At 64.2% G+C, this 15,081-nt stretch carries 12 protein-coding genes; 6 read left to right on the top strand and 6 right to left on the bottom strand.

Going from position 1 to position 15,081, the window contains the following annotated elements; translation table 11 throughout:
• Window positions 1-115 precede the first annotated feature (115 nt).
• On the bottom strand, window positions 116-1,369 hold the full coding sequence (locus HNO82_RS10790; protein WP_175343704.1) for an allantoate amidohydrolase: 1,254 nt from the start codon (window positions 1,367-1,369) through the stop codon (window positions 116-118).
• A gap of 166 nt (window positions 1,370-1,535) precedes the next feature.
• Here HNO82_RS10790 and HNO82_RS10795 point away from each other — a divergent pair, with 166 nt between their 5' ends.
• The 5 genes from HNO82_RS10795 (at window position 1,536) to HNO82_RS10815 (ending at window position 7,025) form a co-directional block, all read left to right on the top strand.
• Entirely contained in the window at window positions 1,536-2,867 is a 1,332-nt protein-coding gene (locus HNO82_RS10795; RefSeq protein ID WP_008333315.1) for a C4-dicarboxylate transporter DctA, read from the top strand.
• Window positions 2,868-2,970: 103 nt separating this feature from the next.
• Window positions 2,971-3,657 (top strand): GntR family transcriptional regulator, encoded by a 687-nt coding sequence (locus HNO82_RS10800; RefSeq protein WP_175343705.1) that lies wholly within the window; start codon window positions 2,971-2,973, stop codon window positions 3,655-3,657.
• Window positions 3,658-3,960: 303 nt separating this feature from the next.
• Window positions 3,961-5,757, top strand: a complete 1,797-nt coding sequence (locus HNO82_RS10805) for a methyl-accepting chemotaxis protein (protein WP_175343706.1) — start codon at window positions 3,961-3,963, stop codon at window positions 5,755-5,757.
• A gap of 190 nt (window positions 5,758-5,947) precedes the next feature.
• Window positions 5,948-6,559, top strand: coding sequence for a biliverdin-producing heme oxygenase (locus tag HNO82_RS10810; protein WP_502709274.1), 612 nt, complete (start codon window positions 5,948-5,950; stop codon window positions 6,557-6,559).
• 4 nt (window positions 6,560-6,563) lie between these two features.
• Window positions 6,564-7,025 carry a YbaN family protein gene (locus HNO82_RS10815; protein WP_034351473.1) on the top strand — a complete coding sequence of 154 codons (462 nt, stop codon included), beginning with the start codon at window positions 6,564-6,566 and terminating at the stop codon, window positions 7,023-7,025.
• 52 nt (window positions 7,026-7,077) lie between these two features.
• Here HNO82_RS10815 and mgrA read toward each other — a convergent pair whose 3' ends face one another.
• From mgrA to HNO82_RS10840, 5 genes are all read right to left on the bottom strand, one after another.
• Window positions 7,078-8,112, bottom strand: coding sequence for an L-glyceraldehyde 3-phosphate reductase (gene mgrA, locus HNO82_RS10820; protein ID WP_175343707.1), 1,035 nt, complete (start codon window positions 8,110-8,112; stop codon window positions 7,078-7,080).
• A gap of 174 nt (window positions 8,113-8,286) precedes the next feature.
• Window positions 8,287-9,846 (bottom strand): ATP-binding protein, encoded by a 1,560-nt coding sequence (locus HNO82_RS10825; protein WP_217509882.1) that lies wholly within the window; start codon window positions 9,844-9,846, stop codon window positions 8,287-8,289.
• The gene (locus HNO82_RS10830; protein ID WP_008333332.1) at window positions 9,809-10,522 is read right to left on the bottom strand and encodes a response regulator; all 714 of its coding nucleotides are present in this window, start codon (window positions 10,520-10,522) and stop codon (window positions 9,809-9,811) included. Before HNO82_RS10830 ends, HNO82_RS10825 begins: the two co-directional genes overlap by 38 nt.
• Before the next feature lie 24 nt (window positions 10,523-10,546).
• Complete coding sequence (locus HNO82_RS10835; protein ID WP_175343708.1) at window positions 10,547-11,890, bottom strand: ABC transporter substrate-binding protein; 1,344 nt, start codon at window positions 11,888-11,890, stop codon at window positions 10,547-10,549.
• A gap of 149 nt (window positions 11,891-12,039) precedes the next feature.
• Window positions 12,040-12,927 (bottom strand): LysR family transcriptional regulator, encoded by an 888-nt coding sequence (locus tag HNO82_RS10840; RefSeq protein ID WP_175343709.1) that lies wholly within the window; start codon window positions 12,925-12,927, stop codon window positions 12,040-12,042.
• 479 nt (window positions 12,928-13,406) lie between these two features.
• Here HNO82_RS10840 and HNO82_RS10845 point away from each other — a divergent pair, with 479 nt between their 5' ends.
• On the top strand, window positions 13,407-15,014 hold the full coding sequence (locus tag HNO82_RS10845; RefSeq protein ID WP_175343710.1) for a DUF3300 domain-containing protein: 1,608 nt from the start codon (window positions 13,407-13,409) through the stop codon (window positions 15,012-15,014).
• Window positions 15,015-15,081: the final 67 nt, after the last annotated feature.

Genomic DNA, 15,081 nt, shown 5'->3' on the forward strand with positions numbered 1-15,081 from the left:
GCGGGCCACGCTGAGGACTTGCGCGGCGGTGAGGTTGAAGCCGTCGATGGTGATGAGTGACATGGAAACTCCGTAATCCTTCAATGAGCCTTCAGTGAGAAGCCTGAGCGCGGACTCAGGGCTGGAATTGTTCGACCAGATGGCCGAAGACCCGGGCGGCGATGCAGGCGTCTTCGACGGTCATGGTTTCGTCGGGGTGATGGCTGATGCCGCCGTTGCCACAACGGACGAAGAGCATCGCCACTTCGCCCAGCGGCGCCATGGCCATGGCGTCGTGACCGGCTCCGGAAGGCAGGTGGCGTACCGGCAAACCGGCCGTCTCGATGGCCTTGGCCAGCGCCGCCTGCAGACGCGGGGCACAGGGGACGCTGGCGGCCTCGTGGGTCTGGCGCAGGTCGATCTCCACCTGACGTCGCGCGGCAATGCGCGCGATCTCGGCGCGCACGTCGGCCACGGCGGCCAGGCGGTCTGCATCTTCCTCGGCGCGGATGTCGATGGAGAAGGTCGCCAGCCCCGGCACGACGTTCGCTGCGCCCTGGTTCACTTCCAGCATGCCCATGGTGCCGACCAGCCCCGGCTTGATGCCGCAGCGACGCTCGATGTACAAACCGACCTCGGCGGCCGCCATGGCGGCGTCACGCCGCAGGTGCATGGGCACTGTCCCGGCATGTCCGGCCAGGCCGCGCACCTCGGCCATGAAGCGACTGGCACCCGAAATCGCCGTGACCACGCCCACGGGCAAGCCCTCATTGAGCAATAGCGGCCCCTGTTCGATATGGACCTCGACGAAGGCCGCCACCGAGGCGGGCGACCACGCATCCCCGGCGATGCGCGCCGGGTCCAGCCCGGCGGCCGCAATCGCCTGGCGCATGCTGATGCCCCCGGCATCAAGATTCTCCAGCACGGCCTGGTCAAAGGTGCCGGCCACGGTGCGGCTGCCCAGCAAGGTGGCCTTGAAGCGCACACCTTCCTCCTCGGCAAAACCGATCACCTCGATGGGAAACGCAAAGCGCCGCCCCGCGCGATGCCATTGGGCAATGCAGGCCAGCGGCAGCACGATGCCCAGGTTGCCGTCGTACTTGCCGGCATTGCGCACGGTATCGAAGTGCGAACCGGTCACCAGGGCCGGTCGGTGCTCATGGCCGGGCGCGGCCTCGTAACGCCCGATCACGTTGCCGGCGTTGTCACGCCGCACGCGCAGACCGGATTGCTCCATCCAGCGCATCAGCTCGGCGGCGGCGGCCTGGTGCGTGGGCGTGAGATAGGTCCGGGTCAGCATGCCGGGCGCCTCGCTGTGCTGCGCCAGCAGTTCGGCCCACTGCATCGCTTGCTGGCCGGCCTGCTGGCTGGACGGGTCCATGGCTTTCATCGCGTCTCCTCTGCTCGACCGGCTCCGGGATGGAGCAGGACTCGAAAAATTTCGTCTTTTTTATTGTATTCAAAAATTGTATGCAATATAGTGATCTGGCGCCACCGCGACAAAAAAGATCACCAGCGTTGGCAACATTTCAATAAGACAAGTCAAGGAGACAACGGTGAGCAAACTATTCAAATCCCTGTTCGGGCAGGTGGTACTGGCGCTGGTGGCCGGCATCGTCATCGGCCTGCTGTGGCCCGACTTCGGCCAGAGCTTGAAGCCCTTGGGCGACGGCTTTATCAAGCTGATCAAGATGATCATTCCGGTCATCGTCTTTTGCGTGGTGGTGCAGGGCATCTGCGGGGCCAGCGACCTCAAGAAGGTCGGCAGCGTGGGGGTGAAGGCGATCATCTATTTCGAGGTGGTGACCACCATCGCCCTGCTGCTGGGCCTGGTGCTGGCCATCGTGGTGCATCCCGGCGCGGGCATGAACATCGACCCCAGCAATCTGGACGCCAGCAGTCTGTCGGGCTACATGGCCAATGCCGGCAAGGTCAGGGAAGCCGGCTTTGCCGAATTCATCATGAAGCTGATCCCGGCCACCGCCGTGAGCGCCTTTACCTCCGGGGATGTGCTGCAGGTACTGCTGATCTCTGTGACCTTCGGCTGCGCCCTGTTGCTCATCGGCGAGAAAGGCGCGCCGGTCGTGGCGCTGGTGTCGTCGCTGTCGGATGCCTTCTTCAAGTGCATGTCCTTCTTCATCCGCCTGGCGCCGCTGGGCGTGCTGGGCGCCATCGCCTTCACGGTCGGCAAGTACGGCATCGGCTCCTTGAAGCAACTGGCCCTGCTGGTACTGCTGTTCTACGGTGCGGTGGTGTTCTTCGTACTGGTCGTGCTGGGCAGCATCCTGCGCGCCAGCGGCTTGTCCATCTTCAAGCTGATCCGCTACCTGCGTGAAGAGCTGGTGGTGGTGCTGGCCACGACTTCCTCGGACAGCGTGCTGCCGCAGATCATGCGCAAGCTCGAGCACATGGGCATCAAGAAATCCACGGTCGGCCTGGTGATCCCGACCGGCTATTCCTTCAACCTGGATGCCTTCTCGATCTACCTGACCATGGCGGCGCTGTTCATCGCCCAGGCCACCAATACCCATCTGTCCTGGGGCGACCTGGCGGCGATCCTGGCCATCGCCCTGGTCACCTCCAAGGGTGCGCACGGGGTGCCGGGGTCGGCCATCGTGATCCTGGCGGCCACGCTGACCACCATTCCGGCCATTCCGGTCGTGGGGCTGGTACTGGTGCTGTCCATCGACTGGTTCATCGGCATCGCCCGCGCGCTGGGCAATCTGCTGGGCAATTGCGTGGCCACGGTGGTCATCGCCAGTTGGGAAAAGGATATCGACAAGCAACGTGCCCGCGCCGTGCTCAATGGTGAACACGTGGCACCGCTGGTGGAGGAATTGCCCACGCTGGACCTGCTGGGCGTGCCCGGCAAGCCGGGGCGGGCCTGACCGGCAGGACTGGCGCGCGGGAAACGGCGATGGCTGAGCTGGCTACTGGTTACAATAGGGCGCCGCCGCATGGCGGCTTCCTGGCCACTCGTCCCCCAACACCATGACCGATTCCGCGCCCGCCCCCGACAGTTCCGACGCCATCGCCAGCGATATCGCGGCCAATATCGCCGCGCAGCGCCTGCCGCCCGGCGCCAAGCTGCCCGAGGAAGCGCTGGCGCGGGTCTACCAGGTCAGCCGCACCAAGATCCGTGCAGCGCTGGTGATGCTGGCCAAGGACAAGCTGGTGGACCTGGTCCCCGACAAGGGCGCCTTCGTCAGCAAACCCACGGTGGAAGAAACGCGCAACCTGTTCTTCGTGCGCCGCGCGCTGGAAGCGGCCATGGTGCGCCAGTTCGTGGCCTGTGCCACCGAAGAGGACTATGCCCGCCTGGAAGCGCATCTGGAACAGGAACGCCAGGCCGTCAAGGACGACAACATGCAGATGCGCTCTTCGCTGCTGAGCGACTTCCACATCCTGCTGGCGCGCATCGTGGGCAACGACGTGCTCACCGACATCCTGGAAAAGCTGGCCGGCCGCAGCGCCCTCATCACCATGCTCTACCAGTCCACCCGGGACGCCGCCTGCTCCAGCGAGGAACACGGCGCCTTCATCGCCGCCGCCCGGGCCGGTGATGTCGAACGGGCGGTGGAACTGATGGAGCACCACCTGCTGCATGTGGAACAGGCGCTGGCCTTCGAACCCAAGGCCGGCCCGCGCAAGGATCTGCTGCACGAACTGCTGTCATGAATTCGTCAGGAAGCGCTGACCGGATCTTGAAAAACTTAGTAAAAATTCATTTTCATTCACATCAAGCTGCTGTCTGCAAGGGATAGCGGGCGGTCTGATCGGACATGGACTAAGTTTTCTTCATGTCGGCCCGCCACCGCCCAGGTATTGGCCAAGCCCGCATCAGACGGTGAAATCCCGCTGTATTCGACGGTTTCCCACACGCCCGCGCGGTCCACACTCATGCACCGGTCCGGATGCCGTCCACACAGGGTCAACAGGGCTGGAACAGAACACCAACAAGAATGATTTCAGGGATTCCACATGCTCAACTCCATCAAGGCCCGCATCCTGTTCTATACGATCCTCCTGCTCGTCGCCAGCCTGGCGGTGGTCGGGACGGTCTCCTTCTTCATCATCAAGACCGACAACGACAGCACCATCGAGCGCAACGCCCAGGCGGTGGCAAGCGGTTTCGGCTCCACCATCGATGAATGGGTGGCGACCCGCACGGCGATGACGGTCGCTGCCGCTGAAGGCGTGCAGGGTGCCGATCCGGTATTCGTCATCAAGATGCTGCAACAGAGTGGCGGCTTCTACGTCACCACCCTGGGGCGCGAGGACAAGACTGCCTTCACCTCCGACCCCCAGGGTCTGCCGGCCGGTTATGACCCGACCGCACGGCCCTGGTACAAGCAGGCGGTGGCGGCCGGCAAGCCGGTGCTGACCAAGCCCTATACCGATGTGGCCACCAAGAAGCCGATGGTGTCCTTTACCGCTCCGGTGATGCAGAACGGCCAGCGCGCGGGCGTGGTGGCGGCGGCCATGTTTCTGGACGGCGTCTCCGACGTGGTGCGTGCCATTCACCCGACCCCGGCCAGCTACGCCTTCCTGGTGGACCGTGACGGCCTGATGCTGGCTCACCCCGACGGCAAGTGGGTCAACAAGCCGGCCCGGGAGTGGAATGCCGAGCTGACCCCGGAACGCCTGCAAGCGCTGGGCGCCGATGACAAGGTCAGCGCACTGGAACTCGATGGTGCAGCCAAGCTCATCAAGGGCATCCCCATCAAGGGTACCGAGTGGACCCTGATGCTGGCCATGGACAAGGCCGACGTCACCGCCGGCATGCGCAATGCCACCCGCTCGGCGCTCATCGCCCTGGTGCTGGTGGCACTGGTGGCCGCAGGCATCATGAGCGTGATCACCACGGCCGTGTTCCAGCGCCTCTCGCGGGTGCGTCGGGCCATGGACAGCCTGTCCTCCGGCAATGGCGACCTGACCCTGCGCCTGGCCGAGGACGGTCACGACGAAGTGACCCAGATCTCGCGCTCCTTCAACCAGTTCGTCAACCAGATCACCGGCATCCTGCAGGACGTGCGCCGCAGCAGCGATACCGTCAAGATCTCGTCCACCGAGATCGCCACCGGCAACCAGGACCTCTCGGCCCGTACCGAGCAGCAGGCCGGTGCCCTGGAAGAGACTGCCTCGGCCATGGAACAGCTGACCTCGACCGTGCAGCAGAACTCGGAAAATGCGCGCCGTGCCAACGAACTGGCCGGCAACGCCTCCAGGATCGCGGCCCAGGGCGGTGAAGTGGTGGGCAACGTGGTCTCGACCATGGAAGCCATCAATGCCTCGTCGCGCCAGATCGCCGACATCATCACGGTCATCGACGGCATCGCCTTCCAGACCAACATTCTGGCCCTGAACGCGGCCGTGGAAGCGGCGCGCGCGGGCGAACAGGGACGCGGCTTCGCGGTGGTGGCCTCCGAAGTGCGTTCGCTGGCCCAGCGCAGCGCCCAGGCCGCCAAGGAAATCAAGCAGCTCATCGACAACTCGGTCACCAAGGTGGCCGATGGCGGCGTGCTGGTGGCCAAGGCCGGGCAGACCATGGAACAGATCGTCTCCAGCATCCGTGACGTGAGCGTCATCGTCAGCGAGATCGCCCACGCCAGTGGCGAACAGAATGGCGGCATCCAGGAAGTGAACCTGGCCATCACGCATATCGACGAAGGCACGCAACAGAATGCAGCGCTGGTCGAACAGGCGGCGGCGGCCGCCAAGTCCTTGCAGGACGAGGCACACCGCCTGTCGGTGCTGGTCGGCGGCTTCAAGATGTAGTCGGCCTCCCCCGCACCTTCACGGCCCGGCCGCGCGCAAGCGGGCCGGGCCGTTTGCGTTAAAATGGCCGACGCAGTCAGCCTCTTCCGTCCTCCCGCAGGACGGGTCTGCCAGCCGCGCCGCCCCTGGACCATCTGCATGATGCGTCCACCGGATCTCCAGGGTGGCAACCCGATGACCCGTCCCGACCATGATGAATCCTCTGCCCCATCCCCCCGCCCTGCTCTCGACCCGCCTCAAGAATGAGACGGCGCCCCTGCACGAGCAGATGCACGCCCTGATGGAACAGGCGCAACCCTTTGCCAGCCGCGCACAATACCTGCGCTTCGTGACGGCCCAGTATCACTTCCAGCGCGATGTCGAACATCTCTTCGACGATCCGGCCATCCAGGCCGCCGTGCCCGATCTGCAGGTGCGTGGCCGCGAAGCCGCTGCCCTGGCTGATCTCGCTGATCTCGCTGATTTCGCCGATCTCGATGCGGTGCCGGGCGACATCGCCGTCGCGACCCATGACGTCGTCATGCCTGCGGCGCTGGGCTGGCTCTACGTGTCGGAAGGCTCAACGCTGGGCGCGGCCTTCCTGCTCAAGGAGGTCAAGGAGAAGCTGGGTCTGACCGAAACCTTCGGTGCGCGCAACCTGGCGGCCTATCCGGAAGGACGCGCGCTGGTCTGGCGCCGCTTCGTCAGCTTCCTCGACGCTCCCGGCCTGTCGACACAGGAACAGGATGCCGTAGTGGCCGGTGCGAGCGCGGCCTTCCATCGCTTCGGGGTGCTGTTGAAACGGCACTTCGCTCTGGACTGAAACCATGACGGACGGTCCACGCAAGCCGCCCCTGGCGAGCCCGTGCAATGACGTGCCAGCCAGCCGCCTGGCGCCGCGCCGCACGCGCTGGCTGTGGCTGCTGCTGGCCTATGCGAGCCTGGGCATCGGCATCCTGGCAATCTTCATTCCCGGCCTGCCCACGACCGAATTCGTGCTGCTCTCCGCCTGGGCCGCCGGCAAGGGATCGCCGCGCCTGCAGCGCTGGCTGGAACAGCACCGCCTGTTCGGCCCCATGATCCACAACTGGCGCCATGGCAGGGTCGTGGCACGACGCGCCAAGATCAGTGCCTCCCTCATGATGAGCCTGTGCCTGGTCATCATGCTCTTTACCGTCAAGCGCCACTGGGTGATCGTGCTGGCAACGCTGGGCATGGCCGCCGGTGCGGCCTGGATGTGGTCGCGCCCGGAACGGGTGGAAGACGCCGAGCCGGGCGAGCGCTCATGAAAAAAGCCTGTACCGGCAACCACGGTACAGGCTCTTTCTCCTCCATGCGACCTCAGGTAATCGAGGATGACACCTTCCACAGATCGACATCACCATCGGTGGCGTACTTGTCGATGCTGGCCAGTTCCTCCTGCGTGAAGTCCAGCTTCCTGACCGCATCCAGCGAATCATCGAGCTGCTCGACGGTGCGCGCACCGATCAGCGCCGACGTCACGCGGGCATCGCGCAGTACCCAGGCGATGGCCATCTGTGCCAGCGTCTGGCCACGCCGGGTGGCAATCTCGTTCAATGCACGGATGCGTGCCAGATTGTCGTCCGACAGCATGCGCTGCGGCAGCGACGGCGCCCGTGTCACGCGCGTACCTTCCGGTACGCCGCCCAGGTACTTGCTGGTCAGGAGGCCCTGCGCCAGCGGCGAGAAGCCGATGCAGCCCACACCGAGTTCTTCCAGCGCGGGCAGCAGGCCGCCTTCGATGGCACGGTTGAGCATGGAATAGTTGGGCTGGTGAATCAGCAGCGGCACACCCTCGCTCTTGAGGATGGCCGCCGCCTTGCGCGTCAGTTCGGGCGAGTAGGAAGAGATCCCCACGTACAGCGCCTTGCCCTGGCGATGCAGGTGGGCCAGCGCGCCCATGGTTTCTTCCAGCGGGGTATCGGCATCGACGCGGTGCGAGTAGAAGATATCCACATAGTCCAGGCCCATGCGCTTCAAGCTTTGCTCGCAGCTGGCGATGAGATGCTTGCGCGCGCCGCTGGGGCCGCCATAGGGACCGGGCCACATCTGCCAGCCGGCCTTGCTGGAGATGACCAGCTCGTCACGGTAAGGCAGGAAATCCTTGGCCATCCAGCGGCCGAAGTTTTCCTCGGCCGAGCCGGCCGGCGGGCCGTAGTTGTTGGCCAGGTCAAAGTGGGTCACGCCACGGTCGAAGGCGCGGCGCAGGACGGCGCGGCCGGTCTCGAAGTTGTCGACGCCACCGAAGTTCTGCCACAGTCCCAGCGAGACGGCGGGCAGCAAGAGGCCGCTGCGACCGGTGCGGCGATACGGCATGCGGCCATCGTAGCGGGAGGGTTCGGCGATATAGCTCATGGGTCTCCTTGGAGAAGTGTTCTGCGGGAAGAATCGAGGGGGAACTGCTGGAACAGCCACTTCCTGGGTGGTGTGCTGAAGTCTACGCTTCTCTCATTGATTCATTAAATGCAAAATTTTGATGCGATTGATCTGTCTGACAGATGAATCGTCAGGCCCGTTCCCGGTACTGGCTTATCGTGCCGGCAGGATGATGGTGGCGATCAGGCCGCCTTCCGGATGGTTGCGCAACAGCAGCTCGCCGCCGTGGGCTTGCACGATGTTGCGCGAGATGCCCAGCCCCAGGCCCATGCCACCGCTATTGCTGGCACGACCATGTTCCAGTCGCACGTAGGGCTGGAACAGCGTACGCATGGCGTCTTCGGGCACACCGGGGCCGTGGTCGCGGATCTCGATTTCCACCAGGTCGCCGCCGGCACCGGCCGAGGGACGGATACTGATCTCGACCTTCTGCCCGTAATGGAGGGCGTTGTCGAAGAGGTTGCCGATGGCGCGCTTCAAGGCCAGCGGCTTGGCCATGACGTTGATGCCGCAGGGCGTGAAGGCGATCTCGTGGCCGGCCAGGCGGGCATCGCGGATCATGCGCAGCACCAGCGCATCGAGCCGCACTTCGGTACGGTTCTCGTGGATGTCGCTGTCCTTCACCGATTGCAGGGCGCCCTTGACCATCATGTCGAGCTCATCGAGATCGTCATGGAAATCGGTGCGCATGGCATCGTCATCCATGAGCTCGGTGCGCAATTTCAGGCGCGTGATGGGCGTACGCAGGTCATGCGAGATGGAGACGAAGAGGCGCTCGCGATCTTCCAGATAACGCTTGATGCGCTCGCGCATGCCGGAGAAGGCGCGCGCGGTCTTGACGTATTCGCGGCTGCCGGTCTCGGGCAGGCTGGGCACGGTCTCGCCCTTGCCGAAGGCTTCGGCGGCATCGGCCAGGGCGGCCAGGGGACGGGTGGTCCAGCGCACCACGAGGATGGTCAGCAAGAGAATGGCGGCCAGCGACATGCCCTGCAGCACCAGGCGGTCCAGCCACAACGGATTGTCACTGTCGAGGAAATACGGGTTGGGCATGAGCGCGGCCAGGTAGATCCAGCGGCCGCTTTCGACAGGCATCTGAATCACCAGGACCGGGGCCGAGTTGGGCTTGGTCAGCAGGATGTGCTGCACCCAGTTGTCGGGCAGGTCGTTGACGGTGAGACCGTCGCTGGCCACCGGCAGGCCATCCGGCCAGGCGAAGGCGAGCCGCGCTTGCGGCAGGAAGGGCAGGTCTTCGCGCAGGGTCTGGGCGGTCACGTCGATGGCCAGGTCAGCCAGGTGACTGGCGCCGATGGAGCGGACCGGTACGGCGCTGCTGTTGGCGTTGATGAAGAAGCGCGTCCCGCCCATCTCGCGCAGTTGCTGGATCATCAGCGGACGATAGTTGGGCGGCAGGGTCATGAAGTAGCGGATTGCCGAGGCGGCGCTATGGGCCAGATGCTGCGCGGCCACGCGGGTCTCGGCCTCGGACTTGATGCGCAGCTGCACGGACCAGATCAGGCCACCGGCCACCTGCGTGACCAGCACGCCGAAGATCATCACCACCGACAGGCGACCCAGCAGGGAATCCGGCAACATCCAGTCCAGCAGGGCCGCCAGGCGATGGCGCAGGCCGGATGGACGGCTGGCCTCAGCCTGGGCCGGCGGCGGCGCCGCGGTATCAGGCGGCTGCGGCACTGACGTCGGCCGAGAAGACATAACCGGCACCGCGCACGGTCTTGATCAGGTGCGGCTGGCGACCGCCGTCATTGAGGCGCAGGCGCAGCTTGCTGATCTGCACATCCAGCGAGCGGTCCAGCGGACCGGCGTCGCGGCCGCGGGTTTCTTCACAGAGCACGTTGCGATCGAGCACGTCGCCGGGATGTTCGACGAAATACTTCAGCAACTGATAGTCCATGCCGGTCAGGGGCACGATCTGGCCGGCGCTGTCGGTCAGGGTGCGTTCGACCGTATCGAGCGCGAACCCGGCGAAGCGGTAGTAGCGCGGTGCAGCGCTGTTGTCGATGCCGGTGCGGCGATGGATGGCCTTGATCCGCGCCAGCAGTTCGCGCGGGCTGTAGGGCTTGGCGATGTAGTCGTCCGCGCCCAGCTCCAGCCCCACCACCCGGTCGGTCTCGTCCGAACTGGCCGTGAGCATGATGACGGGGACGTTGGATTTGCGCCGCACCGCCTTGCACAGGGCGAAGCCGTCGGTGTCGGGCAGCATCACGTCGAGGATGACCAGCGAGAGCTCATCGGCAAAGCGCTGGAATTCGCTCAGGAAGGCCGCGCCATCCTCGGCCAGACGCACTTCGTACTGGTTCTTCTCCAGATAGGCTTTCAAGAGGGTACGGGTCTTCAGGTCATCGTCGACGATCAATATCTTGCGCGTCATGTTGCTGCTCCATCTCCGAAATTCTTAATCGTTACGATTGCGGGCGAGTGTACGCGCAATCGCCGCAAGTCGTTTCTGGGTCTGTTCTTCGCTGATGTTGCGGTCGAGGAAGAAGCGCTGCACCTCGGCCACGATGGCGTCCTTGGTCGTATCGTCGGTGGCCATGCGATGCACCAGGCTGGGGGCCTGCCAGGCCGGGCCCTTGCTGAAGGTGCGCCAGGAATCGCGTGCGCAGCGGTCCATGTGCGGATCGGCTGCGCGCAACACGGAAATCGAGCCCTTGATTCTATTGTATTCGGACTGCACCGCCGGCGACATGGTCAGCCGCGCCAGCGTTTCCTGCATCGACTGGTGCGCATGGTTGCCGGCGAACATGGCCAGGGTATCGGTACTGTAGAGGTGGAACTCGCCCGTGCCCGGTGCCGGCGCACAGCCGAACTGCTGGTCCACCTCCATGCCCCAGGCATTGAGCTCGCCCTTGGCCCAGTCCCCCATGATGAGCATGGCCGCCTCGCCGCTGACCATGCTGCGCGCCATTTCGGTCCAGGGTCGCTCGCGCAGGGGTTGCGGCATGGCTGCGGCCAGGCTGCGCAGGCGCTGGAGGATGTGCAGCATGCGCGCATCGAGATAGGCGTCCGGGTTCATGTCCACGAACAGGCGGCGGTAATAGGCGGGGCCGCTCTCGGCCAGCGTCAGGTTCTCGAACAGGGACGCCAGTTGCCAGGCTTCGGCGCTCTGTGCCAGCGGGACGATGCCGGTGCCCTGGAGCTTCTTGACGATCTGGTCGAAATCATCCCAGGTCTTGGGCGGTGTGAGCTTGTAGCGCTTGAAGATGGCCGTGTTGTAGAACAGCGAGTTGATGCGGTGGATACCCAGAGGCGCAGCGACCACGTGACCGTGATTGTTGAGCAGCGACCAGACTGTAGGGAACATCAGCTTTTCCCAGTTGCCCTGCGCGGCCACATTGTCCAGCGCCAGCAACAGACCGAGGTCGGCCCATTCACCGAAGACCACGCCATTCAACTGCGTCACTTCGGGTGCACGATTGGCCAGCACCATGCTCTTCAAGACCTTGGCCGCCCCCATGCCGGCACCGCCCGGAATGGCCACGTCGCGCCACTGGATATCCTGTCTGGCCAGCTGATTGACCACCACGTTGATGGCCTCGCGTTCGCTGGCCGAGGTCCACCAGTGCAGCACCTGCAGCGACCCGCCGCCACCGGGGGGCGGCACCGGCGACGACGACTGCGACTGCGCGCGGGCCGGCAGCAATCCCAGCCACAGCGTCAGCGCGAACAGGCACAGCACGGCCAGCCCGCAGCGGGCCGGACCGACACGTACATTCGCGGACCGTTTCGTTTTTATCATGGGGGATGCTGTCTCCAAACCGGAACAGACTATAGCCGGGTGACTGTCATTGTGCAATTTGCGACTGGACTGCGCCTGGGCCTGCCTGTCTTGTCCACAGACGTGGTGACGCAACGGGCATCCTGACGCCGGTGCGGCCCGAGCAGCTCTCATGCCTGCGCCCGGCGCGCCTCTTCGATGAAAGCCCGCAGGTAATCAGTTTCCACGTCGCTTTCTCGCGCGCCCAGATAGATGTGCTTGGCGATGCCGTGCTTGCCCAGCCGTACCGGCACGATCGCCATCTGCTCGGCGTATTCCAGTACCAGCCAGCGCGGCAACGCTGCCACGCCGCGTCCGCTGGCCACCATCTGCAACATGATGTCGGTCGTCTCGATGGTCTTGTGGCGACGGGGGACGACGCCTGCCGGGGCCAGGAACTGGGTATAGATGTCCAGTCGGTCCACCGGCACCGGATAGGTCACCAGCACTTCATTGTTCAACTGCCTGGGCTTGACGTAATCGGCCTGCGCCAGCGGATGATCGGCGGCCACCACCAGCACCTGTTCATAATCGAACACCGGCTCGAAGACCAGGCCCGGCTTGTCCAGCGGATCGGGCGTGACCAGCAGGTCGATCTCGTAACCGAACAACGCGCCAATGCCACCGAACTGGAATTTCTGCTTCACGTCCACATCCACGTCCGGCCACGCAGCCAGATAGGGCGACACCACTTTGAGCAGCCATTGGTAACAGGGGTGACATTCCATGCCGATGCGCAGCGCGCCGCGCTCGCCCTGGGCGAACTGGCGCAGGCGTTCCTCGGCCAGGCTCAGTTGCGGCAGCACGCGGTTGGCCACGGCCAGCAGGTATTGGCCCGCCTGCGTGAGACGCAGGTGGCGCCCTTCGCGCAGCCAGATGTCGGTGCCCAGCTGCTGCTCCAGCTTCTTCATGCTATGGCTCAGGGCAGATTGAGTGACATGCAGTACGCCGGCCGCAGCCGTGAGCGAGCCCTGACGCTCGACTTCCTGCACGATGGAGAGATGGATGCGGTCCAGCATGATGTTGAATCAAACTCATGGTTTGTGGTGATTCCATCATTTTATGTCATGTGTGCATCTGGACGACATCTTGCCTTGGCAAGTCGATTCGGATGATCGTCAGGCCATTCTCCATCGCATTAAAAACTAAGTTTTTTTCTTTTCATGACGATCAATCTCTGCGCTCCTTTTCCGGACGGCGCACCGCTTTCTTGCAAATTGCTGACAAGGGCTATCGCCCGCATGGGCTTTTGTGGTGCGGACTTCCGGTCAGTACTTTGTCAGCTTCCCGCATACCGCGATGTGCGCACTGCCGGATCATCCGTTTCGAACCTTTCAGCAGGTCCGTGCTCGAATCCTAATACTGTACGACGTCTAGCCAGTCATCGCGCAGTTACATCCCATCACAATTCCGACGTCAACTGGGCAGCGCGATGTGCCGTTAGCCAGACTATCGCCACGTCGTTTCCCTGCTGCGCTACGCATCGAGGACTTACATCATGACAACAAGAAACAGATCTTCCGCCATCATCCTCTCCGCCTCGCTGCTGGGTGCAGTGCTGGCCCTCTCCGCCTGCCAGAAGCAGGATGCCGCTCCGTCCACGGCAGCGGCCGCGCCGGCGGCGCCGGCCACCCCACCCTATACGCCGCCCACGGCCCAACAACTCTCACAGATGGTGGCACCCATCGCTCTCTTCCCGGACAAGTTGGTGGCGCAGGTATTGGCCGGGGCCACCTATCCGGACCAGATCGTCGCGGCCAACCAGTGGCTGGGTCAGAATGGCGCGCTCAAGGGCGACATCCTGCAGGCGGCCGAGGACAAGCAGCCCTGGGATGTCAGCGTGAAGTCGCTCACCCTGTTCCCGACGGTGCTCTCGCAGATGGCCACCAATGTGGACTGGACCCGCTCGCTGGGCGAGGCCTTCGTCAATGACCCGAACGATGTGTTCAATGCCATCCAGGCCCTGCGTCTGCGCGCGCAGCAGGCCGGCAATCTCAAGACGTCCTCGCAGCTGAAGGTGGTGAGTACCGCACGCAGCAGCGAGACGGTCCGCGTGGAGAATGCACCCGCGCCACGCACTGTCTATGCCGGCGCTCCGGTGATCCCGCCGCCGCCGCAGACCATCGTGATCGAATCCAGCCAGCCCGATACGGTCTATGTGCCGGCCTACAATCCGGCGGTGGTCTATGGTCCGCCGGTGCCGGTCTATCCGGGCTATGCGTACCGTCCGCCCAGCCCGGTGGCCAATGAAGTCGTGGTCGGCGCCCTGTCCTTCGGTGTGGGCGTGTTCGTGGGTGAAGCCGTCAGCCACCATGCCGGCTGGGGCTGGCATGACTGGGGCATGCACTGGGGCGGTTCCGGTGGTGACGGTGGCTCCTCGGGCAACTGGCAGCGGCCAGCCGTGGTGTACAAGAACACCACCTATGTCTCCCGCTCGACGACGGTGATCAATCGCGTGACCAACAACAATGTGACGGTCAACAATACGCGGGTGGTGAACAACAATGTGAACAACGTCAATAACGTCAATAACGTGCGCAATGTCGACGAACACAATGTCAACAACCAGACCCGCATCGACAATCACCGCGAAGCGGTAGCCCCCGCTGCCATGAGCATGCCGTACTTCACGACCAGCGACGCCCGCCCCGGTGCGATGCCCTCACCGCACGCGCAGCCCGCGCAGCCCGCGCAGCAAAAAATGGAGGTGACCAACCGGGCCGCTGCGCACCAGCAAGCCGTGCAGGACGAGGCCGCCCGCCAGCATCAGGAAGCGGCGCAGCAGGCCCGGCGCGAACAGCAGCAACAGCAGGAGCAGCACGTGCAGAAGGAACAGCAGGCCGCGCATGAACGTGAGCAGGCCGAAGAAAGAAAGGCAGAGGCGATGAAGCACGAAAATGCGCATCCTCCGCTGCCGGCGCATTCCCCTGCAACAGCGCGGCATGAAGACCGCGCGCAACAGCAGCAGCACGAGCAAAAAGCGGCGGCGCATGCACAGCAAGCCCACGCAGAACCCAGGCACGAGCCCGCCAGGCACGAACAGGACAAGCATGCCAACGAGAAACACGAAGGCGAGAAGCAAGAGCGAGAAAAGCACAACGGCTGAAGTCACCCCTCCCCCTGTCATCGCTGAGCACCAACACCAAGGGCCGCTGCAATGCGGCCCTTGGTGT

Origin of the sequence: Herbaspirillum sp. C9C3, from assembly GCF_013359625.1 — a bacterium.
Lineage (GTDB): Bacteria > Pseudomonadota > Gammaproteobacteria > Burkholderiales > Burkholderiaceae_D > Herbaspirillum.